Origin of the sequence: Streptomyces sp. NBC_01426 (assembly GCF_036231985.1) — a bacterium.
GTDB lineage: Bacteria > Actinomycetota > Actinomycetes > Streptomycetales > Streptomycetaceae > Streptomyces.
The window spans coordinates 1741719-1763457 of sequence record NZ_CP109500.1 but is presented as its reverse complement, the minus strand read 5'-3'; the positions used below and the strand labels follow the sequence as shown (position 1 = coordinate 1763457).

Here is a 21739-nt window from a genome sequence, read left to right as displayed (position 1 = left end):
GCCGCGGGCCTACTTGAAGGGGATGGGCTCGTGGCACGCGAACGGGACGGCCACCTCGTACGCGCGGTCCTTCAGCCGGACGAGCGCCCCGCAGCCGAAGCTGTCCTTCTGCCCCTTGGGCTCCGCCCGGTCGCCGACCAGCGTGCCGGTGTCGGAGAAGGTTCGCGCGGCGCTCTGGAAGGTCTCCGCGGTCAGGTTCCTGCCGGCCTTGCCCGCGATGGAGAGGAACAGGTCCGCGGACATGTACCCGGTCATCATGTGCATGTTCAGCGGTACGTCCTGCCCGCCGGCCGCCGCCTTGATGTCGGCCTTGAACCGGGCCATCGCCGGGTTCTGCGACTCGAACGGCTCGAACTGCAGGAGCACGTACACCCCGTCGAGGGCCTGCCGGGTGGCGTCCTTGGCGAGCAGCCCCGGGTCGTAGTCGGTCGGGTCGGTGAGCACGCCCCGGTAGCCGGCGCGCTTGAGCGCGGTGAACAGCCCGATGTTGTTGGGGGTCTGCATGACGGAGACGACGGCGTCGGGGGCCTTGCCACCGTTGCTCGTCAGCATCTCCTTCACGTACGCCGACCAGTCGCTCGGCACGGCGGTGCCGGGCACCGAGGCCTTCGCGTAGGACACCGTGAACCCGGCGCTGCCGAAGCCCTGGCGGAAGGTGGCCACGCCGAACTTCCCGGCGTCGCTGTCATTGGCGACGATCGCCACCGACTTGCCGGCCGCTCCGCCGAGGATCCGGGCGATGCCCTCGGGCCAGGTCTGGTTGATGGTGCCGCCGGGGGTGGGGACCAGGCAGCCGTTGAACCCGTAGATGTACTCCGGTCCGCAGAAGGACGGGAGGGTGCCCCAGCCGAAGGTGGGCACCTTCTCCCGCTGGAGGAAGTCCGCGCCGGAGAAGGTCACCGAACTCATCGGGGAGACCGCGAAGACCTTGTCCTGCTGGACGAGCTTGCGGGCGGCCGCCGTGTTCTTGCCGGGGTCCTGACCGTCGTCCTCGGCGCCGATGTAGTCGATCGTGCGTCCGTTGACACCGCCCTCCGCGTTGGCGCGCAGGTAGCGGGCCTTCGCGCCGAGGTCGGTGTCCTTCTTGCTGTACCCACTGGCGCTGGTCATCGACACGATGCCGCCGACCTTGATGGAGTCGGCGGTGACCCCGCGCGTGGTGCCCGGCGCGTCCCCGGGCCTGCCCGGCGAGGTGCCGTTGGTGGAGGCGGAGTTGCAGGCGATGAGGAGCGCGAAGGCCGCCGCCGCGGCGGCGAGGGCGTGGATGGGTCGCGGCATGTGTGGAATCCCCTCCGGTCGGAATCCCCGCATTCTGTGCGTGAGCTGACGCACCGTCAATATCGCCGACCAAGGGGAATGACGGATCGTCAGATCCTGCTCGCCGGAGCCGACCCGACCCGTCAGCCCTGGTACAGGGCCGCCACCTCCGTCGCGTAGGCCTGCTCGATCGCCCGCCGCTTCAACTTCAACGACGGCGTCAACAAACCGCGTTCCTCGGTGAACTGCTCGGCCAGCACCCGGAACGTACGGATCGCCTCCGCCTGGGACACCAGGGTGTTGGCGGCCACCACCGCACGGCGCACCTCCGCCGACAGTTCCGGGTCGTGTATCACCCGAGCCGCCGCCTGCTGGGGCAGCCCCCGCATCGACAGCCAGTGCGCGACCCCCTCCATGTCCAGGGTCACCAGCGCCGCGATGTAGGGCCGGTCGTTGCCGACCAGGACGCACTGCGACACCAGGGGATGCGAGCGCACCCGCTCCTCCAGCGCCGTCGGGGAGACGCTCTTCCCGTTCGACGTCACCAGGATCTCCTTCTTGCGCCCGGTGATGGTCAGGTAGCCGTCCGCGTCGAGCCGCCCCAGGTCCCCGGTCGCCAACCAGCCCCCGTGCAGCACCTCCTCCGTGCCGCGCGGATCGTTGAGGTACCCGGAGAAGACGTGCCCCCCGTGCAGCCAGACCTCCCCGTCGTCCGCGATGTGCACCGAACCGCCCGGGATGGGCGGGCCCACCGTGCCGTACTTCGTCGCCCCCGGCGGATTCGCCGTGGCGGCGGCGGAGGACTCCGTCAGCCCGTACCCCTCGTACACCGTGATCCCGGCGCCGTCGAAGAACAGCCCCAGCCGGCGCGACATCGCCGACCCGCCCGACATCGCGTGCCGCACCCGCCCGCCCATCGCCTCGCGGACCTTGCCGTACACCAGCTTCTCGAAGACCTGGTGCTCCAGGCGCAGCGCGGCCGACGGGCCCGGTCCGCTGCCGAACGCCTTTTGTTCACGGGCCTCGGCGTACCGCACCGCCGTTTCCACCGCCCGGTCGAAGGGGCCCGTCCGCCCCTCCGCCTCCGCCTTGCGGCGGGCCGCCGCGAACACCTTCTCGAAGACGTACGGCACCCCCAGCACGAAGGTCGGCCGGAACGCGGCCAGGTCCGGCAGCAGTTCGGCCGCCGCCAACACCGGCTGGTGACCGAGCTTCACCCGGGCCCGGACGGCGGCCACCTCCACCATCCGGCCGAAGACGTGCGCGAGGGGCAGGAACAGCAGCGTCGAGGGCTGCTCACCCGGGCCGGCGCGGAAGACCGACTCCCAGCGGTCGACCATGGTGTCCGCCTCGAACATGAAATTGGCGTGCGTCAACACACAGCCCTTGGGGCGACCCGTGGTTCCCGAGGTGTAGATGACCGTGGCGGTCGCGTCGGGCGTCACCGCGCGGCGATGGCGGTGCACCACGTCATCCGCGACCCCGCGCCCGCCCTCGACCAGCTCCGCCACCGCACCCGAGTCGAGCTGCCAGAGCCTGCGCAGGTCGGGGAGGCGTTCGACGACGGAGCCCACCGTCATGGCCTGGTCCTCGTTCTCCACGACACAGCCGGTGCACGCGGAGTCGTACAGGATCCAGTGCACCTGCTCGGCCGACGAACTCGGGTAGACCGGCACCGGCTGGGCGCCGATCGCCCACAGCGCGAAGTCGAACAGCGTCCACTCGTAGCGGGTCCGGGACATCACGCCCACCCGATCCCCGAACCGGACGCCCTGGGCCAACAACCCCTTCGCGAGCGCCAGCACCTCCTCGGCCAGCTCCCCGGAGGTGACGTCCCGCCAGACCCCCTCCGTCTTGCGACCGAGCACCACCCGGTCCGGATCCTGCCGGGCATGGTCGAAGACGACATCGGCCAGACCGCCGACCGGTGCGTCGGTGACCACGGGTGGGACGGTGAATTCACGCAAGGGCCCGCTCCTCTCCGCGCAGTTTCGCTCCGCACGGCGCCGGTGACGGTACCCCACGCGGGGGCCCGACGGGAGGTGGTCCGAACAACCGATGCGAAGCCATCACCACTGGTCAGCGCCGTGGGCGCGAGGCCCGTGGAGATCGACGGGAGATCGATGGCCGATCGATGGGTGATCGACGGAGGAACGGGTTCGGATCTCCACGACATCTGCGCGAGCCCCGCACCGCGACCGCCGGCCCCGACCCGTGCCCGCGGGGCCCCCGGTCGGTGCCCGCGGGGGTCAGGCCGGCCGGCTCAGTCGGTCGCCGCCCGAGAGGATCGCGGCCGCCAGCGCCTCCGCGGCCGGCGTCGACCGGTGCCCCTGGAGCAACGCGAACTCCACCGGCCCCAGTTCCGGCAGGCCGCCCACCCGGACCAGACCCGGCGGGATCAGCCCGCGGGTGTGCGCCATCACGCCGAGCCCCGCCCGGGCCGCCGCGATCAGTCCGCTCAGGCTGCCGCTCGTACAAGCGATCCGCCAGGCCCGACCGTCCCGCTCCAGGACCTCCAGGGCCCGCGCCCGGGTGATCCCCGGAGGCGGGAAGACGATCAACGGGACAGGACGCTCGGGATCCACCCGCAGTCCCTCCGCCCCGATCCACACCATCCGGTCCCGCCACACCAGCCGACCCCGCTCGTCCCCCCGGCCGCGCCGCTTGGCCAGCACGAGGTCGAGGCGCCCCGCGTCCAGTCGCTCGTGCAAAGTGCCCGACAGCTCGACCGAGAGTTCCAGGTCGACCTCGGGGTGCTCGTGCCGGAACCCCTCCAGCACCTCCGGCAGCCGGGTCAGCACGAAGTCCTCCGACGCCCCGAACCGCAGCCGACCCCGCAGCCGGGTCCCGGTGAAGAAGGCGGCCGCCCGCTCGTGCGCCTCCAGGATCGTGCGGGCGAAGCCCAGCAGCGCCTCACCGTCCTCCGTCAGCTCCACGCTGTGCGTGTCCCGGGCGAAGAGCGGCCGGCCGGTGGCGTCCTCCAGCCGCCGCACGTGCTGGCTGACCGTGGACTGCCGTACGCCGAGCCGGCCCGCGGCCTGCGTGAAGCTGAGCGTCTGGGCCACCGTGAGGAACGTGCGCAACTGGACCGGGTCGTACATGCCGTTCATGGCCCCACGTTATCGCTGTACGTGATGACAGTCAGTTCGGTGTGCGGGTTTCGCGATGACCGCCCGTGCCCGACGATGAAAGACAGCCCGCCATCCCCGCGCCGAGCGCCCCGACGCCCACCCCGAGCCCCGCCGAGCCCCGAAGCGGTCACGGCCCCGAGAGCGAATGAGCACCGCGACCATGCGACGCCCCCACCTCCCCTCCTGGGTGCCCCTGGACCCGTACGTCCTGGCCCTGCTGGGCACCGTCGGCCTCGCCGCCCTGCTGCCCGCCCGCGGGCAGGCCGCCGGCGTCGCGCAGGGCGCCACCACCGCAGCCGTGGCCCTGCTCTTCTTCCTCTACGGGGCCCGGCTCTCCACCCGCGAGGCCTTCGACGGGCTGCGCCACTGGCGGCTCCACCTGACCGTGCTCGCCTGCACCTTCGTGCTCTTCCCGCTGCTCGGCCTGGCCGCCCGCGCGCTCGTCCCGAGCGTCCTGACGCCCCCGCTCCACAGCGGCCTGCTCTTCCTCTGCCTGGTTCCCTCCACCATCCAGTCCTCCATCGCCTTCACCTCGCTCGCCCGCGGCAACGTGCCCGCCGCGATCTGCGCCGGATCCTTCTCCAGCCTCGCCGGCATCTTCCTGACCCCCCTGCTCGCCGCCGCACTGCTGGGCAACAGCGCGGGCGGCTTCTCCCTCGACTCCCTGCGGAAGATCGCCCTGCAACTCCTGCTGCCCTTCGTCCTCGGACAACTGATGCGGCCCCGGCTCGGCGGTTTCCTCCTGCGCAACAAGAAGGTGCTGGGTCGCGTGGACCGGGGCTCGATCCTGCTCGTCGTCTACACGGCGTTCAGCGCGGGCATGGTCGCCGGCATCTGGCACCAGGTCAGCGCCCTGCGGCTGGGCGCCCTGATGGCGGTGGAGGCCGTGCTCCTCGCGGTGATGCTCCTGGTCACCTGGTACGGGGCGAAGCGCCTCGGATTCGGCCGGGAGGACCGGATCGCCATCCAGTTCGCCGGATCGAAGAAGAGCCTCGCCGCCGGACTCCCCATGGCCGGCGTGCTGTTCGGCGCCCACGCGAGCCTCGCCGTGCTCCCGCTCATGCTGTTCCACCAGATGCAGTTGATGGTCTGCGCGGTACTGGCCCGCCGGCGCGCCCGTGACCTCGACCCCGAACTCCCCGCCGAGCGTGTGGCGGAGGTCTCCCGGCAGGCCCGACACCCCGCGCCGCGGGCCCGGTAACGTGCGGCGGTGACCTGGATACGCCCGCTCGCCGCCCACGCCGAACGCCCCTGCACCCTGGTGGTCTGCCGGGGCTGCTGCTGCGGGGACCCCCGCAAGAACCCCGGCTCCGACCACGCGGGCCAACTGGCCCGGCTGCGCGAGGCCGCCGCCGCCTCCGGGGGCCGGCTCGCCGTCCGTACCAGCGACTGCCTCGGCCCCTGCGCCCAGGCCAACGTCATCGTGGTCCAGCCCACGAGCGAGGCCCGCCGCAAGGGCGCCCGCGCCGCCTGGTTCGGCTGGGCCCTGGACGACACCGCGACCGACGAGATCATCGCGTGGGCCGAGGCCGGCGGCCCCGGCGCGACCCCGATCCCGGCGACGCTCGACCTGCACCGCATCGACCCCCCGGAACCGAAGCCGGCCCCGACCCGACGCGGCCGCCGGGGACGTTGACGGACGGTCGACCGGCGGGCACGTCGACCGGCGGGGACGCCGACGGGCAGGGACGTCGACGGGCGGGGGATGCGCGGCGGGGGATCCGCGTCCGCCCGCCACGGGCGACGTGCGCTACAGGCTCACGCGCTGTTCGCCCGCGTAGATGTTCATGTCCGGCCCGCGCAGGAAGCCCACCAGGGTCAGCCCCGTCTCCACCGCGAGGTCCACCGCCAGCGAGGACGGCGCCGAGACCGCCGCGAGGACCGGTATCCCCGCCATCACCGCCTTCTGCGCCAGCTCGAACGAGGCCCGCCCCGACACCAGCAGCACCGAGCCGGTCAGCGGCAACCGACCGGCCTGCAACGCCCGACCGACGATCTTGTCCACGGCGTTGTGCCGCCCCACGTCCTCCCGCAGGTCCAGCAGCTCGCCCTCCGCCGAGAACAGGCCCGCCGCGTGGAGCCCTCCCGTGCGGTCGAAGACCTTCTGGGCCGCGCGCAGCCGGTCCGGCAGCAGGGACAGCAGGTCCGCGCTCACCCGCACCGGGTCGGCCTCGATCCCCGGGAACCGGGTCGCCGTACGCACCGCGTCCAGGCTCGCCTTCCCGCACAGACCGCAGGAGGACGTCGTGTAGACGTTCCGCTCCAGCGTGATGTCCGGCACCGGCACCCCGGTCGCGAGCTGCACGTTCACCACGTTGTACGTGTTCGAACCGTCCGAGGTCGCCCCTTCGCAGTAGGTGACGGCCTGGACGTCCGAGGTGCGCGCCAGCACGCCCTCGCTCACCAGGAAGCCCACCGCCAGCGCGAAATCGTCGCCCGGCGTGCGCATCGTGATGGCCAGCGGTTTGCCGTTCAGCCGGATCTCCAGCGGCTCCTCGGCCACCAGCGTGTCCGGGCGGGCCCCCGCCACGCCGCCGCGGATCCGGACGACGCGACGGCGTTCGGTGACCCGTCCCATGTGATCAGTCCACCGTTCGTTCCTCGTCGTGCACCTGACGGGCCCATTCTCGCGGATCCGCCGTCGCGGACGCCCCCGGCAGGAGGATCCTCGGAATTCTCCAAATTCAGGTGCCTTAATCCTGTCGGGTCACGCGCACCCGTACCCACCGGTAGCAGGCAAAGCTGGGTGATCCTGACTGTCGACGAGGGGATTCCCGCCCATGACCGGTTCACGCGTGGTGGCGCTAGGGCACTACCAGCCCGCGAAAGTGATCACCAACGAGGACCTCGCGGCCATGGTCGACACCAACGACGAGTGGATCCGATCCCGGGTCGGCATCAAGACGCGCCACATGGCGGGACCCGAGGAGCCGGTCGACGAGCTGGCCTTCCAGGCCGCGGGCAAGGCCCTCGCGAACGCCGGACTCACCCCCGACGACATCGACCTCGTCCTCGTGGCCACGTCCACCGCGATCGACCGTTCCCCCAACATGGCCGCCCGTGTCGCGGCCAAGCTGGGCATGGGCGGCGGCCCCGCCGTCATGGACATCAACGTCGTCTGCTCCGGCTTCACCCACACCCTGGCCGCCGCCGACCACGCGATCCGCGCCGGCGCCGCCACCCGCGCCCTGGTCATCGGCGCCGACAAGATGACCGAGATCACCGACTGGAGCGACCGCACCACCTGCGTGCTGACCGGCGACGGCGCCGGCGCGGCCGTGGTCGAGGCCTGCGAACAGCCCGGCATCGGCCCCGTGCTGTGGGGCTCGGTACCCGAGATGGGCCACGCCGTGCGGATCGAGGGCTCGCCCCCCGTCTTCGCGCAGGAGGGCCAGGCCGTCTACCGCTGGACCACCAGCCGGCTGCCCGCGCTCGCCCGCAAGGTCTGCGAGAAGAGCGGGATCACCCCCGAGGACCTGGCCGGCGTCGTTCTGCACCAGGCCAACCTGCGGATCATCGAACCGCTCGCCGCGAAGATCGGAGCCGTCAACGCCGTCGTCGCCCGCGACGTCGTCGACTCCGGCAACACCTCCGCCGCCAGCATCCCGATGGCCCTGTCCAAGCTGGTCCAGCGCGGCGAGATCCCCTCCGGCGCCCCGGTCCTGCTCTTCGGCTTCGGCGGCAACCTCTCGTACGCGGGACAGGTCATCCACTGCCCGTAGCCGGCCGGGACCGCCGCGCGGGAACGCGGGGCCGTCCGTCCCGGGCAGGTCGGGGAGACGTTCCGTCTCGCCGGCTCCTGCGGGGTATGCCCGCAGGTCAGCGCGGCGCGTCGGATTCCCCCGGAGCCGAATACCTGGTCGGAACCACCTCGATCCCCTGCTATTGTTGTCCATGTCGCCGCGGGAAACCGGGGCCGACCACCTGGTCCGGGTGGCGGAATGGCAGACGCGCTAGCTTGAGGTGCTAGTGCCCTTTATCGGGCGTGGGGGTTCAAGTCCCCCCTCGGACACCAGCACGAAAGCCCCACTTCGGTGGGGCTTTTTGCGTTGTGCGGCATCATGACCCTGAACGGGGCGAGGGGGAGAGACGTGTCGCAACACCATCCGCGCAACAGGCCTGTGATCGCCGGGCGTTACCGGTTGGAAGAGCGGTTGGGCAGGGGCGGGATGGGAACCGTCTGGCGCGCGACCGACGAGCTGCTCGGCCGGTCGGTCGCCGTCAAGGAGCTCCACGTCGGGGACGGAACGGAAGCCGCCGGCGCCCTGCGGGAAGCGCGCACCCTCGCGCAGGTCAGGCACCCCCACGTGGTCGTCGTCCACGACGTGGTGGAGGACGACGGGCGGCCGTACATCGTGATGGAACTCGTCGACGGCGGATCCCTCGCGGACCGGCTCACCGCCACGGGCCCGCTGGACCCCGCCGAGACCGCCCGCACCGGGCTCGCCCTGCTCGGCGCCCTCACCGCGGCCCACGCCCGCGGGGTGCTCCACCGGGACGTCAAGCCCGCCAACGTGCTGATGGAGACCGGCACCGACCGGGTGGTCCTGACCGACTTCGGCATCGCCCACCTCGCCGGCGCCACCACCCTCAGCGAGACCGGAGCCTTCGTCGGGTCACCCGAGTACACCTCGCCCGAACGCATGCAGGGCGCCGCCGCAGGACCCGAATCCGACCTGTGGTCGCTGGGCGCCCTGCTGTGCGCGGCCCTGACCGGGGAATCGCCCTTCCACCGGGACTCCCTCGGCGGGGTGCTGCACGCCGTCGTCCACGACGAGATCCGCCCGCCGGCGAAGGCGGGGCCGCTGCTGCCGGTCATCCGCGGCCTGCTGGACCGGGATCCGGAGCGACGGTTGGACGCACCGGAGACGCGGCGGCTGCTGTCGGCGTACGTGGCCACCGGCACCATGCCCCTGCTCGACCGGGCCGCCGCCCCCACCCCGCCCGCCGGGACCTCCGGCCGCAAGGCGGCAACCGGCACCGGCACCCCGCCCGGCTACTCCCCGACCGAGCACGTGGCCCGGCCGGCCGGGCCCGCCGCCCCCGCCCGCCCGGCCCTGCGGATCGGGCTGGTCGTGGCCCTGGTCGTCCTGGCGGTCGTCGCCACCGTGACCGTGACCTCGCTGCTCGACAACGGGTCGCGGGGCCGGACCGACACGGCCGGCCCCGCCGCCGGCGCCCCGGCCGCGGACGGGTCGCCCGGAACCGCGGCCCGGCCCCCGGCTTCCCCGAGCCCCGCGAACGCCGCCCCCTCGCCCGCAGCGACCCCCACCCCTGCCGGGCCGCGGACACAGCCCGAGCGTTCCGCGCCCACCAAGCCCGCGCCCGCCGGCTACCGCACCGTCGTCGACCGGGAGGGGTTCAGCCTCGCCGTGCCCCAGGGGTACCGGCGCACCACCGACGACCAGCGGGTCTTCTACGTCTCCCCGGACGGGGCCTTCCGCATCGGCATCAAGTCCACGCCGCCCGTCGCCGGCGGGCCGCCCGCGGCGATGAAGGCAGCCGACACGGCCGGCCCCGACACCAATCCCGGCTACCGCGACAACACCGTCGTGCGGACCACCCACAACGGACTGCCCGCCGCACTGTGGGAGTTCACCTGGAACGGCTTCACCGCGACGGAGGGCCCCCGGCACACCTTCGACCTCTGCTGGGACGAGAACGGCGGCATGTACGACGTCTGGGTCTCCGCCCCGGTGGGACGGCTCGGCGAGGCGCGGAGCCACTTCGACGCGGCGCTGGACTCCTTCGTCCCCCCGGCCTGAGTCCCGTCACGTCTCGTCCGTCCCCAGGACCACCAGCCCTCCCGGCGCGGTCAGGCTGCCGGGGGTGAGCGGCGCGAAGGTGTGGGGGAGCGCCAGCCGCGGCCGTTCGGCGTCCTCCGGTACGGCGGCGAAGAGGTAGGCGGCCGCCGCGGCCGGGTCGCTGACCAGATGGGGGCCGTCCGCGCCGGCGCCACCGCCGACCGGGGTACGGAACAGCTTCCGCAGGTGCCGCAGGGTCTCCGGGGTGATCCCGGCGGGCGAGACCGGCGGGACCGGCGGGTTCGGAGTGTGCGCCGCCCCCGTGACGTCCGCCCGCACGGCGGGGACCTCCGCCGGTATCGCGCCCGACAGGAGGAGGGCCAGGAGCACCGGCACCGCCGTGCGGCGCAAGGCGTCGCCGGCCCGCCGCAGCCGGTGCGCGTGCGGCGCGGGCAGCGACAGCCCGAGACAGCCGGCGGCCGCCCCGCCCACGGCCGGCGCGACCGGGCAGCCGGCCCCGGGGGAACAGGCGCGCAGATCGAAGACCGGGATGCCCGACGCCATCGGGTCGAGGGCGTGGAACAGGATGCGGCCGTCCGTGACGACCGCCGGCGGGGTCGACGCGACCGGGCGGCGCCGCGCCACGTGGTCCGCGCCGAGCTCGTGGTCGAGGCCGGTGAACGGGCACGCCCCGATCCCGGCGGCGTGCGCATCGGCGCGGAAGTCCGGCCACCGCCACCCCGGTGGAGCGCCGGCCCCGTCCGCCGGCCGCGGGATGCGGGCCTCCGCGTCCGGGTACGGGCCGAGGTGGACGGCGGCCTCCACGCCGTCCCGCGCCAAGGCCCGCCGGAGCTGCGCCGCGAGGCCCGCCAGGACCGCGAGGCCCGGGGCGGCGAGCCGGTCCAGGGCCGGCCCGCGGCCGTAGAGCCCCGCGCCGGGGCGACAGGCGTACCCCTCCTCGCACAGCATCGACAGCAGCGGCGCGAGCTCCGCTTCGGCCAGGCCCGATTCCCGCCGCAGTTGGCAGGTCCGCACACCCAGCGGGCGACGTTCCAGGACGCGTACGACGGCCAGCGCGCGGCGGGCCTGCGCGAGGGCCTCGCCCGCGGCGCCGAGGGATCCGCCGGCACGGGAGACCCCGGTCACGGGCGGCCGGCGCGGCGGACCCGCGCCCGGTGCGGCCGGTGCGGGCGGCGCCGGCGCGGGGTGGAACGCCGCCAGCACGGTCGTCAGCCCCGGCTTGGGCAGCGGCACCGGCCCCAGATCGGGATCGTCGAGCTGGTCCACGTAGCGCAGGACGGCCGCCTGCGCGCACAGCCGGACCTCGCGCAGCTCCCGGTGGCCGGCGGGTCGGTAGCCGCGGCGGCCCAGCTCCCGGGCCCAGACGCGGGCGTCGTGGTGCTCGCCGCGCCGGGAGTGGTCGAGGAAGAGGCAGTAGGCGGCCGCCGCGGTCCGGGCCCGCCCGGAGCCGGCCGCGAACTGCCACCAGAACCGGGCCCCTTCGCGGAGACCGGACAGGTGCAGCAGGCAGCCGAAGACCACCGCGCCGGCCAGGTCGGTGTGCCCGCCGCGGGCAAAGGAGGCGAGCCGGGCCTCCGCGTTCGGATCGCACACGGCGCCCAGGCAGGCCGACTTCAGGTCGCGCCGGGCCCGCTCGGCGTCGAGCGGCACGTCCCGGGCCGGGTCGCTCCAGCCGAGGGGGGAGCCGCGTCGTGCGCGGCCGGCGGGCGTCCGCGGGGAGCGCAGCAACCGGGCCTCGGCCGCGCCGAGGTCGTAGTGCGGATAGCGGTCGCGGACGCCCGCCCGGGCCAGGAACTCGGCCAGGGAGCGAGGGGTTCCGTCGCGGTCCCGGCTCTCGCGCGGCCTCATGACTCGACGGACGCGTCGAGCAGCCGGGCGAGTCGACGGTGCGCCTGGCCGAGCTGCGAGCGGACCGTGGCCTCGTCGACACCCATCACCGAGGCGGCTTCCCCGGGCGTGCACTGGAGCCCGTACCGCAGCATCACGGTGTCCCGCTGCCGCTCGGCGAGCCGCGAGACGGCCGAGTAGAAGCGGATGGTGTCGGTCAGCACCTCGTACTGGTCGCAGTGGGCTTCCTTGAGCGCCGCCTCGAAGGCGCTGATGTCCATCGGCCGGGGGCACGGGACGCGCCGGTGCTGCCGATCGACGATCCGTTGTTTGAGGACGGTCCAGGCGTAGGCGTCCAGGCGGTCCATGTGCAGCATGCGGAGCCAGTCGTTCATAAGCGTGTCGAAGGTGGCGTCGACCGCGTCCTCGGCGGCGGCGTCGGAGCCCAGCTGGAGATAGGCGAACCGCATGTAGGCGGGCCGCCGGTTGGTGTGGAAGGCCCAGTACGACAGGCGCGCGGGCGGATCCCACTGGGTCATCGGAGTCGGCTGCCGTCGCCGGCTCGGCAGCCCCACGGCCCCGCCGGACTCCTCCGGTCCGCCATCGTTCACCGCTCCACCCCATCCCCTGAGCCCTCATCCCCTGGGCGCTCGCACCGCCAGCGTGTCAGCGCGGGCGCACTCGAAGGGCGTAGAGAAGAAAGCTGGAAGCAATCGGCACAGTGGTGATCGACTTGCGACCAACTTCGATCGAGCCGCCCCTCAACCGGCGCATACGCATATGCCGTTCGCGTGCCGGACCCTGCGGCACCGCCCCGACCGCACACCGCGTGTGACCATCCCAAGATTCACTCGTTTGTCGGAGCGTGGGCACATCACAGCGATTCGGTACCACCGCGGTCGAGCAGGCCGAGGCCGTCATCGTCGAGCAGTACCCCCGACTGGTACGGCTCGCCTACGTGACGCTCCCCGGGACATCGGGGCGGCACGCACGCGTACTGCTGGCGCACAGAGCCGTGCAGCGCGCACTCCCGCACACCGGGGGAGGAGGCCCCGGAGTCGACGGGCCGGGCGGCCCCGACAGCCCCGGCGCCCCGCTGGAGGACGTACGGGTACGCGTGCTCCGCGCCTCCCTCGCCCGGGCCGGCCGGACCCGCGCCGCCCTGGCCCGGCTCTCCTGGCCACCCGCCCCGCCCTTCGTCTGGGGGCTGCGGCTGTGGCCCCCGGCCGGCGGGATCGACGAGGCCGCCCGACTGTTGGCCGGGGCATCCGCCCCGGTACGGGCCGCCTTCGTGCTGCACCGGCTGGACGGCCTGCCCGAGGAGAGCGTCGTACGACTGCTCCGCGCGGCCGGCGCCGCCGACCCGGCCGACGCCGTCCGCGAGGCGGTCGCGGTGCCCGTGGGGGACCCGGGCGACGCGGGGGACACCGCCGACCCGGACGCCGGGCCCCGCGCGGGGGAGGCGCTCCTGCGGGCCCTGCGGAACCCGGAGTTCGACGCCAGCGTGGTCAGCGCCCGTCCCACCGACCTGCTGCGCCGGCGCCGCCGGGCCCGGGCCGTGTGGGCCGCGACGGCCGCGCTCGCCGTCGTCGGCGGGGTCCTGGCGGCCCACACCGCGTCGAGGGCGCCCGACACCCGGCCGCTCGCCGGGCCCGTGGCCGCCGGGGCACTGGACCCCGCCCGGCTGGTCAGGGCGCCGGCCGAGGCCTGGGCCGACACCGCCCGGGTCGACTTCACCGCCTGGCCCGCCCGGGGCGGCCGCACCGCCGACCGGGCCCTGCTCGCCCGGGCCCTCGGCACGTGGGCGGCCCGGCCGCGCGAGGTGCCGGTGACGGCCGCGCCGGGGACGCCCACGGACCCGCCGGCCCGCCCGCCCCGGTTGTTGTACGCGGGCGACAGCGACGGCCGGGCCGTCGTGCTCCTGCTCGACGCGGACCGGGTCGTCCGCTACGCCGAGGCCGCCGAAGGGCCGCGAGCCCGGGAGCTCGCGTTCGCCCGTACCGACGAGTCCGGGGTCACCACGGCCGCCGCGCTCCGCCTCGGCCGCACCGGCACGACCGCCCGGTACCTGCTCGCACCGTGGATCGCCAAGGCCGGCACCCGCGACCTGACGCGGGCCGGGGACCCGGCGAAACCCCTGGACGTCTCCGCCGAAGGGGTCACCGCGCCCACCGCAGTGCCCCGCGCCGCGGGCGCCTGCGACACCTGGCCCGCACTGGAACTGACCTCCTCCGCCCGCATCGTGGAGAAGCACGCCTTCGTCCTCGTCGACCTGGGCGCGCTCACCCCCGTGCACCTCACCTACACACCCCTGCCCACCGGACCCGGCGCCGTGCCCGCCCGGCAACCGCGCGAGGCCACCGGGACGGCCGCCCGGGCCGCCTGGGCGCCGGTCGCCTGCCGGTTGCGGGAACTCCCCGGCGCCGGGGTGCGCGCCGTCAACATCTGGGACTTCGCCGACTCGGAACTCCCCGACGGAGGCGGCCGGGCCGTCTGGTCCTGCACCCGGGCCTCCGGCTGGGCCGGCCCCGGGGACGTGCTCGTCCAACTGCGCCCGCCCTCGGGCCCGCCGCAGGACGTGGCGCGGGCGCGGGCCACCGCCGCCTGCGGTCGCTTCGGGCAGCACCTGCTCGCGGGCGCCCGCTGGCGCTCCCCGGCCGGCCGCTGGTACCAGCTCGCCGCCGGCAGCCGGGAGGTCACGGGGATCACCGCGACCGGCGCGGTCCGCGCGGAGAGCAAGGGACGCAGTCTCGTCGCCCCGGCCGGCGCCCGGGGCGCCGCGGTCCGGCTGACCGGGAGGCTGGCGAGCGGCGCGGGGATCACCGCGCTCGACGGGGCGGCCGGCGGCCGGGACTGAACGCCGGGACCGGACGCCGCCCCCGGACCCCTCGGGTGCGGCCGTCCACCCCGCGGCCGCCGGTCGGGGCCCCGGCCCTCCGGCTGTAGCATGGCCCCATCGCGAGGGCCGTGACGGAGAGGTCACTGTCCTCGCTTTTGTGTTCGGTCCACCCGTGGAAAATGCGGGACGGCGCCTTTCGGCGGTTCGATACGATGAACAGCATCACGATCCGTCACGACGGGTCGTCACGCGTAAATCCGTACAAATGAAACGAATGGAGCATCCGAGGATGGCTCGACACCTGATCACCAGCGCGCTTCCCTACATCAACGGGATCAAGCACCTGGGCAACATGGTCGGGTCGATGCTTCCGGCGGATGTGTACTCCCGGTACCTCCGCCAGCGCGGCCACGACGTCCTCTACATCTGCGCCACCGACGAGCACGGCACCCCCGCCGAACTCGCCGCCAAGGCGGCCGGTCTCTCGGTCTCCGAGTTCTGTGCGCAGGCGCACGACGCCCAGAAGGCGGTCTACGACGGCTTCGAACTGTCCTTCGACTACTTCGGCCGCAGCTCCTCGCGGCAGAACGCCGAGATCACCCAGCACTTCGCCCGTCGGCTCCAGGAGAACGGCTTCATCGAGGAGCGGGCGATCCGGCAGGTGTATTCGCCGGTCGACGGCCGCTTCCTGCCGGACCGCTACGTCGAGGGCACCTGCCCCCACTGCGGCTACGACAAGGCCCGCGGCGACCAGTGCGAGAACTGCACCCGCGTCCTGGACCCCACGGACCTGATCGAGCCCCGCTCCGCGATCTCCGGCTCCACCGAGCTGGAGGTCCGCGAGACCAAGCACCTCTTCCTCCTCCAGTCCAAGCTCCAGGTCGAGGTCGAGGCCTGGGTGGCGGAGCACGAGGAGGAGTGGCCGCAGCTGGCCTCCTCGATCGCCCGCAAGTGGCTGACCGAGGGCCTGCACGACCGCGCCATCACCCGTGACCTCGACTGGGGCGTTCCCGTCCCCGCCGACACCTGGCCCGAGCTGGCGGCCGAGGGCAAGGTCTTCTACGTCTGGTTCGACGCCCCGATCGAGTACATCGCCTCCACCAAGGAGTGGGCGGACGCCGACCCGGCCCACCGCGACTACAAGGCGTGGTGGTACGAGGCCGAGGACGTCCGGTACACCCAGTTCATGGCCAAGGACAACGTCCCGTTCCACACGGTGATGTTCCCGGCCACCGAACTCGGCACCCGCGAGCCGTGGAAGAAGGTCGACTACGTCAAGGCCTTCAACTGGCTGACGTACTACGGCGGCAAGTTCTCCACCTCGCAGAAGCGCGGCGTCTTCACCGACCAGGCGCTGGAGATCCTCCCGGCCGACTACTGGCGCTACTTCCTCATCGCCAACGCGCCCGAGTCGGACGACTCGTCCTTCACGTGGGAGCACTTCACCGCCACGGTCAACAAGGACCTCGCCGACACCCTCGGCAACTTCGTCAACCGGGTGCTGTCCTTCTCGCGCAAGCGCTTCGGCGACGAAGTCCCCGCGGGCAACGCGGCCGGCGAGGCCGAGGCGAAGCTGGGCGAGCAGATCGCCGAGCTGCTCGCCGAGTACGAGGGCCACATGGAGACCCTCCAGTACCGCAAGGCGGCGGCGGCGCTGCGCGCCCTGTGGTCGGCCGGAAACTCCTACCTGGAGGAGAAGGCCCCCTGGCTGGAGATCAAGACCGACCCGGAGGGCGCGGCGCTCACCCTGCGGACCGCGATGAACCTCATCCACCTCTACTCGGTGGTCTCCGAGCCCTTCATCCCGTCCTCGGCGCGCGCCATGCGCTCCGCGTTCACCCTCGCCGAGGACACCGCGACGTGGGTGACCCCGGAGCAGGCCAGGTCGCTGGACGCGGTTCCGGCCGGCACGCCGTTCACCGTGCCTCCGGTGCTCTTCGCGAAGATCACCGAAGAGGACCTGGAGTCGTACCGGGAGCGCTTCGGCGGCTCGCCGGAGGCCTGACACCCACCGCTGCACCGCAGTGAGGGGCGCGACCCGTACGGGTCGCGCCCCTCACCCGCGTCCGGCGCGGACCGGAGGTAGGGGAAACCCCACCCCGAAGTGTCCACTTGGGCGTGCAGACCCCACCGGGGGCGCGCGGCTGCAATGGACCCATGACCCCTTCCCCCGACTCCTGGTGGACCGCGCCCCGGATGACCGCCCTGTGGCTGCTCGCGGCCGCGTGGGCCCTGTGCTTCCCGCTGTTCTCCACCCTCGCCCCGCACCGGCTCTGGGGCTGGTGCGCGGCCGTCGGCTACCTCGGAGCGGCCGGCCTCGCCGCGCGCCGCCCGGGGGCGGCCGTCGCGGTGGCCCTGACGGGCGCCGTGGCCGTTCCGCTGCTGTGGCTGGTGCTGACCGGGCAGGGACAGAGCGAGGTGGCGGTCATCGAGCGGTCCGGGCGCCTCCTCCTGGACTCCGGGCGGATGTACGTGGACCGGCCCGTACGGGTCGAGGAGTACACCCCGTACCTGCCGGGCATGGCGGCCTTCGGCATCCCGAGCGTGCTGCCCGGGCCGCCGGGGGACGCCCGCCTGTGGTGCGCGGCGGCCCTGTTCGGCGGGTGGTGGGCGGGGCGCCGGGTGACGGGCGCCCGCCCCGGGGGCCTGCTGCCCGTCCTGGTGGCCTCGCCGGTCCTGGCGCTGCCGCTGGTCGTGAGCGGCGTCGACCTGCCGCTGACCGGGCTGTGCTGCCTGGCCCTGGCGGCGGCCGTGGCCGGCCGGCCCGCGCTCGCCGGGGCGGCCCTCGCGGGGGCGTGCGCGCTGAAGTGGACGGCGCTGCCCGCGGTGGCGGTGGCGGTCGCCGTCCTCGCGGCCGCTCGGGGCCGACGGGCCGCGGTGCGCTGCGCCCTGGTGGCGGCCGTGGGGACGGCCGCCCTGGTGCTGCCGGGCGCGCTGCTCCAACCGGCGCAGATGTGGGGGCAGGTGTTCGCCTTCCCGACGGGCCGGGCCGAGGTGCCGACCCCGGCGAGCAGCCCCCTGCCGGGGCACCTTCTCGCCGAACTCGGGCCGTGGGGCTGGTATCTGACGATGGCTTTCCTCGCGGTGGGTGCTCTCGCGGTGGCCGCCTCGCTGGTGCTGCGTCCGCCCCGGACGCTGCGCGCCGCCGCCGACCGCCTCGCGATCGGTCTCACCCTGGCCTTCCTGCTGGCCCCGGCGGGCCGCTTCGGCTATCTGGCGCTGCCGCTGGTGCTCTCCCTGTGGGCCCGCTCGATGACCCTCCCGGCCCGCACCCTCGTCGTCGCGGGCTCCGGACGGCACTCGGGCGCCGGTCCCGTCGCGCCGCCTCCGATCCGTACGGACGGCTCCCCGGGCGGCGGTGCGCCCGGGGCGGTCAGGTCTGTGCGCCCCGCAGGTGGGCCAGTACGGCCAGGACGCGACGGTTGCCCTCCGTCGGGTCCAGGTCCAGCTTCATGAAGATGCTGCTCGCGTGCTTGACGACGGCCGCCTCGGTCACGAACAGTCGGGCCGCCAAGGCCTGGTTGTTGAGCCCCTCCGCCATCAGGGCCAGGACCTCGCGCTCGCGCGGGGTGAGCCGCGACAGGGGCAGGTCCGCCGTCCGGGCGCTCAGCAGGACGCGCACCACCTCGGGATCGATGACGGTCTGCCCGCCGGCCACCCGTTCGAGGGCGTCGAGGAACTCGGCCACCTCGCCGACCCGGTCCTTGAGCAGGTAGCCCAGCCCGCCGGCGCCGCGCTCGCGGTCACCGGCGGTGAGGAGCCGGGTCGCGTACGCGGTCGCCACGTACTGGGACAGCACCAGCACCGGCAACGAGACGTCCCGGGACCGCAGTTCGAGCGCGGCCCGCAGCCCCTCGTCCCGGAAGTCGGGGGGCATCCGCACATCCGTGACGACCACGTCGGGCCGCTCCGCCTCCACGGCCCGCACCAACTGATCGGCGTCGCCGACGGCGGCGAGCACGTGATGGCCGCCGCGGGTCAACAACTCGGTGAGACCGGCCCGCAGGAGCACGGAGTCCTCGGCGAGGATCAGCCGGAGCACGGCACCTCCACCCGGAGTTCGGTCGGTCCACCCACCGGACTGGACACCACCAGCCTGCCCTGCAACATCGCCACCCTGTCCGCGAGACCCGCCAGGCCCGCTCCCGCGCCGGGATCGGCCCCGCCGCGGCCGTCGTCGGTGATGGTGAGAGTGAGCCGGTCCGCCTCGACCCTACCGGCGATGCCGATGTGGGCCGCCCCGCTGTGCTTGGCCGCGTTCGTCAGCGCCTCGGTGACCGTGAAGTACGCGGTGACCTCGACGGACTCGGGCAGCCGGGGCAGGTCCAGGTCCACCGTCACCGGCACCGGATGGCGCTGCGCGACCTCGGCGACGGCGGCCGCGAGACCGTGGTCGCTGAGCACCTGCGGATGGATTCCCCGCACCAGGTCGCGCAGTTGCTCCAGGGCCAGCCGCGCCTCGCCGCGCCCCCGGGCCACGAGCGCGGCGGCGTCGGCGGCCCCCGGGACCTGGCGCAGCTCCATCTCGGCGAGCCCCAGCGTCATGCTCAGGGCCACCAGTTGCTGCTGCGCCCCGTCGTGCAGGTCCCGTTCGATGCGCCGCCGTTCGGCCTCGAAGGCGTCGACGAGACGGACCCGCGAACGGGTCAGTTCCCACATCCGGGCATCCTCCTCGCGCGGCCCGAGGAGCAACCGTACGGTCTTCACCTGCGCCCCGGCGAGCAGCGCACCGGCGTACCCGGACACGGCGAGCCCGAACAGTCCGACGGCGGTGCCGCAGAGGGCCTCCGGCGGGCCGGACACCACCCGGCCGGGGATCAGCATGACCTGTTCGGGGGCGACGGCCCACACGAACACCGGGGTGGAGACGAGGATCAGGGAGAACGCGAGCAGCGTGAGCACCCCGAAGCCGGCCGCCCCGAAGACGGGCCCGAGCAGCACGGCGTACCCGAACTCCCGCCAGGTGGAGCGTTCCCGCAGTCGGGTGCGCAGCCGGGCGGACAGTCGGGCGCCAGCGAGCGGGGTGTGCGGGTCGGCGACCGCCGCCGGCTCCACGAAGCGCAGCCGCCGCCGCTCCAGCCGCCCGAGCGGCACCCCCAGCGTCGCGGCCGCGGTCAGCAGCAGCAGACCGACGCCGACGACGGCGAGCAGCAGTCCCAGCCCGACCAGCCCGACCAGGGCGAGCAGCACGGCATAACCCAGGACGGATCCGGTACCGAGGTAGCCCCAACAGCGCCAGGGCCACCACGACGTCAGGAACCGGCCCGGCCGTCGCATCGCGGCCCACACGGCGACGGCCGGCTCGGCAGGTGGCTCCGGGACGGCGACGGAAGCGGACATACGGGCAGCCTATGTGACGGCGCGCCGGCTCCCGCCCTGTGTCACACGGTCGCGCCCAACACCAGGAACCCACAGACCAGAACGAGGAGAATGGCCAGCAACGGCCAGACGAAGCGCAGGTACTTGTCGTAGCCGACCTTGGCGAGCGCGACGCCGCCGATGGTGACGGCGGTGGTCGGGACCCACAGGTTCATCCACCCGCTGGCCGCCTGCCAGGCCGTGACGACCAGCGCGCGGGAGACGCCCGCGAAGTCGGCGAGCGGGGCCAGGATCGGCATCGCCAGGGTGGCGTGACCCGAGGTGGAGGGGATCAGGAACGCCAGCGGGAGGTTCACCAGGAAGACGATGACGGCGAACGCTCCCGAGGACGTGCCCCGGACCGCGCCCTCGATGGAGTGCAGGACCGTGTCGGTGATCCGGGAGTTGTTCATGATGACCGTGACCCCGCGGGCCAGCATGATGACGAGGGCCGGCGACATGAAGTCGGCCGCACCCTGGATGATCGTCGAACTCAGCCGCGGCTCGCCCATCCGCGCCACCAGGCCCACCAACACGGCGGCGCACAGGAACAGGGCCGAAAGCTGGGGGAAGGACCACCCCAACTCCCAGCGGTACGGGCGGGCGTCCGACTTCCCGCCGAGGGCGCTCGACCAGGGCACCACCGAGAAGATCATGAAGGAGAACACGAGGACGAGCAGCGCCAGCACCGTCTTGTGGAGGCCGGTCAACTCCGGTGCCTCGGTCGAGTCGGCGGCGGCCTTCTCCATCCGGTCGCCGGGCAGGAAACCGCACAGGGACTTCGACGGATCCCTGTGGACCCGTCGCGCGTAGCGGACGACGTACAGGATGGTGACGGTGGTGAGGACCAGCCACATCACGGAGCGCAGGGCGATGCCGTCGCCCAGCGAGATGTCGGCCGCCGACGAGGCCACCCCGGTGGCGAACGGGTTCACGGTGGAGCACAGCACGCCGATGCCCGCACCGAGGATCGCCGTGCCGGCCGCGACGAGCCGGTCGTATCCGAGCGCCAACATCATCGGCACCAGCAGGCCGTAGAAGCCCAGGGTCTCCTCGGCGAAGCCCTCGACCGTGCCGAGGATGGAGAAGACCAGCATCACGGCGGCGATCAGCAGCGGACCCCGGTCGCGCAGCCGGTGCGCGAGGCGGGCGATGCCCCGGTCGAGGGCGCCGGTCGCGAAGACGACGGTGATGAACGACCCGATGGCGAGGACGAAGAGGAAGACGCCCGCGCTTCCGTACAGCTCGCCCGAGAGGTCGGGGCCGACGAGCCGCGTCGTGGTGTCCTGGATGCCGTAGAGCCCGTTCACCGGGGCCAGGAACAGGTCGTCCAGGCGGTCGACGAACGTCCGGGCGTCGTCCACCCGGTGGTACGTCCCGGAGATCGGTGCACCGCGGTCGTCGCGGTCGTACGCGCCGGCCGGCACGAGGAAGGCCACCAGCCAGACCGCCACGGTGACGACGGCCAGGACCGTCAGGGCGCTGGGGAAGACGAACCGCCTGCCCTCGGGCCGTTCCTCCTCCACGACGGGAGGCGGCGGCGTCGTGGTCATCGGCGACCG

The 21739-nt window shown here is 73.7% G+C and carries 16 protein-coding genes and 1 tRNA gene; 8 read left to right on the top strand and 9 right to left on the bottom strand.

The genetic code is table 11. The features are described 5' to 3' along the window. Positions 1-9: 9 nt before the first annotated feature. The 3 genes from OG906_RS07765 to OG906_RS07755 form a co-directional block, all read right to left on the bottom strand. On the bottom strand, positions 10-1278 hold the full coding sequence (locus OG906_RS07765) for an ABC transporter substrate-binding protein (RefSeq protein WP_329441202.1): 1269 nt from the start codon (positions 1276-1278) through the stop codon (positions 10-12). A gap of 122 nt (positions 1279-1400) precedes the next feature. After that, a complete protein-coding gene (locus OG906_RS07760; RefSeq protein ID WP_329441200.1) occupies positions 1401-3224 on the bottom strand; it encodes an AMP-dependent synthetase/ligase in 1824 nt (607 codons plus the stop codon). 282 nt (positions 3225-3506) lie between these two features. Next, a complete protein-coding gene (locus OG906_RS07755) occupies positions 3507-4358 on the bottom strand; it encodes a LysR substrate-binding domain-containing protein (protein WP_267796133.1) in 852 nt (283 codons plus the stop codon). Between the two features lie 190 nt (positions 4359-4548). Here OG906_RS07755 and OG906_RS07750 point away from each other — a divergent pair, with 190 nt between their 5' ends. Continuing rightward, entirely contained in the window at positions 4549-5589 is a 1041-nt protein-coding gene (locus tag OG906_RS07750) for a bile acid:sodium symporter family protein (RefSeq protein ID WP_329441198.1), read from the top strand. 9 nt (positions 5590-5598) lie between these two features. Next, on the top strand, positions 5599-6024 hold the full coding sequence (locus OG906_RS07745; protein ID WP_329441196.1) for a (2Fe-2S) ferredoxin domain-containing protein: 426 nt from the start codon (positions 5599-5601) through the stop codon (positions 6022-6024). A 114-nt stretch (positions 6025-6138) separates the two neighbouring features. Here OG906_RS07745 and fdhD read toward each other — a convergent pair whose 3' ends face one another. Next, positions 6139-6966 carry a formate dehydrogenase accessory sulfurtransferase FdhD gene (gene fdhD, locus OG906_RS07740; protein ID WP_329441194.1) on the bottom strand — a complete coding sequence of 276 codons (828 nt, stop codon included), beginning with the start codon at positions 6964-6966 and terminating at the stop codon, positions 6139-6141. Between the two features lie 202 nt (positions 6967-7168). Here fdhD and OG906_RS07735 point away from each other — a divergent pair, with 202 nt between their 5' ends. The 3 genes from OG906_RS07735 (at position 7169) to OG906_RS07725 (ending at position 10153) form a co-directional block, all read left to right on the top strand. Beyond that, a complete protein-coding gene (locus OG906_RS07735; RefSeq protein ID WP_267796122.1) occupies positions 7169-8110 on the top strand; it encodes a beta-ketoacyl-ACP synthase III in 942 nt (313 codons plus the stop codon). Between the two features lie 205 nt (positions 8111-8315). Then, a tRNA-Leu gene (locus OG906_RS07730) sits at positions 8316-8403 on the top strand. Positions 8404-8449: 46 nt separating this feature from the next. After that, positions 8450-10153, top strand: a complete 1704-nt coding sequence (locus tag OG906_RS07725) for a serine/threonine-protein kinase (protein WP_329441190.1) — start codon at positions 8450-8452, stop codon at positions 10151-10153. A gap of 6 nt (positions 10154-10159) precedes the next feature. Here OG906_RS07725 and OG906_RS07720 read toward each other — a convergent pair whose 3' ends face one another. Together OG906_RS07720 and OG906_RS07715 are read right to left on the bottom strand one after the other, a co-directional pair. Next, a complete protein-coding gene (locus tag OG906_RS07720; RefSeq protein ID WP_329441188.1) occupies positions 10160-12001 on the bottom strand; it encodes a hypothetical protein in 1842 nt (613 codons plus the stop codon). Further along, positions 11998-12591, bottom strand: a complete 594-nt coding sequence (locus tag OG906_RS07715) for a sigma-70 family RNA polymerase sigma factor (protein WP_267802124.1) — start codon at positions 12589-12591, stop codon at positions 11998-12000. The genes OG906_RS07720 and OG906_RS07715 overlap by 4 nt, the downstream gene beginning before the upstream one ends. Before the next feature lie 254 nt (positions 12592-12845). On the opposite strand from OG906_RS07715, the gene OG906_RS07710 reads away from it, so the two are divergent. From OG906_RS07710 to OG906_RS07700, 3 genes are all read left to right on the top strand, one after another. After that, positions 12846-14837 (top strand): hypothetical protein, encoded by a 1992-nt coding sequence (locus OG906_RS07710; RefSeq protein WP_329441185.1) that lies wholly within the window; start codon positions 12846-12848, stop codon positions 14835-14837. A gap of 271 nt (positions 14838-15108) precedes the next feature. After that, positions 15109-16824, top strand: a complete 1716-nt coding sequence (metG, locus tag OG906_RS07705) for a methionine--tRNA ligase (protein ID WP_329441183.1) — start codon at positions 15109-15111, stop codon at positions 16822-16824. Between the two features lie 152 nt (positions 16825-16976). Beyond that, positions 16977-18275, top strand: a complete 1299-nt coding sequence (locus OG906_RS07700; RefSeq protein WP_329441181.1) for a glycosyltransferase 87 family protein — start codon at positions 16977-16979, stop codon at positions 18273-18275. Here OG906_RS07700 and OG906_RS07695 read toward each other — a convergent pair. From OG906_RS07695 to OG906_RS07685, 3 genes are read right to left on the bottom strand one after another with little or no spacing between them, the layout of a single operon-like run. Continuing rightward, positions 18193-18861 carry a response regulator transcription factor gene (locus OG906_RS07695; protein WP_329441178.1) on the bottom strand — a complete coding sequence of 223 codons (669 nt, stop codon included), beginning with the start codon at positions 18859-18861 and terminating at the stop codon, positions 18193-18195. The genes OG906_RS07700 and OG906_RS07695 overlap by 83 nt on opposite strands. Then, a complete protein-coding gene (locus OG906_RS07690; RefSeq protein ID WP_329441176.1) occupies positions 18849-20159 on the bottom strand; it encodes a sensor histidine kinase in 1311 nt (436 codons plus the stop codon). The genes OG906_RS07695 and OG906_RS07690 overlap by 13 nt, the downstream gene beginning before the upstream one ends. Before the next feature lie 41 nt (positions 20160-20200). Beyond that, complete coding sequence (locus tag OG906_RS07685) at positions 20201-21730, bottom strand: YfcC family protein (RefSeq protein WP_329441174.1); 1530 nt, start codon at positions 21728-21730, stop codon at positions 20201-20203. Positions 21731-21739 lie beyond the last annotated feature (9 nt).